The organism is Vibrio sp. Y176, from assembly GCF_033438945.1.
The window spans coordinates 1-805 of record NZ_JAWOQS010000339.1 but is presented as its reverse complement, the minus strand read 5'-3'; the positions used below and the strand labels follow the sequence as shown (position 1 = coordinate 805).

Sequence of the window (805 nt, the reverse complement as noted above, 5' to 3'; positions counted from 1 at the left end):
CAAAGATCCAAACACTCTCGTTGGCCTGCCTCTGATTGATTGGATTGATATGCTGCAAAAGCAAGGTTCCGAGATCTTGTAAGTTTAATCAACGCCTCTACTCATCATTTGAAACCTAATAGATATAAGTCAAATGTAAAAAGGGAGCTAAAGCTCCCTTTGTTTATAGTAAATGCGTTCAGTTTGCCTTTCTTAATCCAACAAGCACTTTCTCTAGTTTGGATTCCATCGGAGCATTAATTTCCATCCATTCATCATTAGACGGATGTTGAAACTTAATGTTCGCGGCATGCAAAAACAAACGGTCCAATCCAAGTTGACCAGTATAGGCATCAAAACGTCTATCTCCGTAACGATCATCCCATGCGATAGGATGTCCGGTGTACTGAGTATGCACACGAATTTGGTGAGTACGCCCCGTAATTGGGCTGGCTTGAATCAACGTCGCTTGCTCAAATTTCTCAAGAATTTTGAAACGCGTTTCTGATGGCTTACCGTTTGGGTTCACTCGTACAATACTGTTCACTTCATTTTTAAGTAGGGGGGCGTTCACAACTTTACAGCTGCTTTTCCATTGCCCCATCACTAAGGCGAAGTAAAACTTCTTCACCGTTTTTTCACGGAACTGCGCTTGCAAATGGCGAAGCGCGGAGCGCTTTTTAGCAACCAGTAAAATACCCGAGGTATCTCTGTCAATACGGTGAACCAATTCGAGGAAGCGTGCCTGTGGACGCAGTGCCCTTAATGCTTCAATTGCACCAAACTTCAAGCCACTACCACCATGCACTGCTGTACCAGACGGTTT

General features: G+C 43.9%; 1 protein-coding gene and 1 pseudogene. One reads left to right on the top strand and one right to left on the bottom strand.

Translation table 11 applies throughout. From position 1 onward, the window contains the following. Positions 1 to 82: pseudogene (locus R7O13_RS25930) on the top strand (septum formation inhibitor Maf); the annotation flags it as partial. 96 nt (positions 83 to 178) lie between these two features. Here R7O13_RS25930 and R7O13_RS25925 read toward each other — a convergent pair. Further along, positions 179 to 805, bottom strand: a 627-nt coding sequence (locus R7O13_RS25925) for an RluA family pseudouridine synthase (RefSeq protein ID WP_318305082.1), incomplete at its 5' end; no start/stop codon positions are given.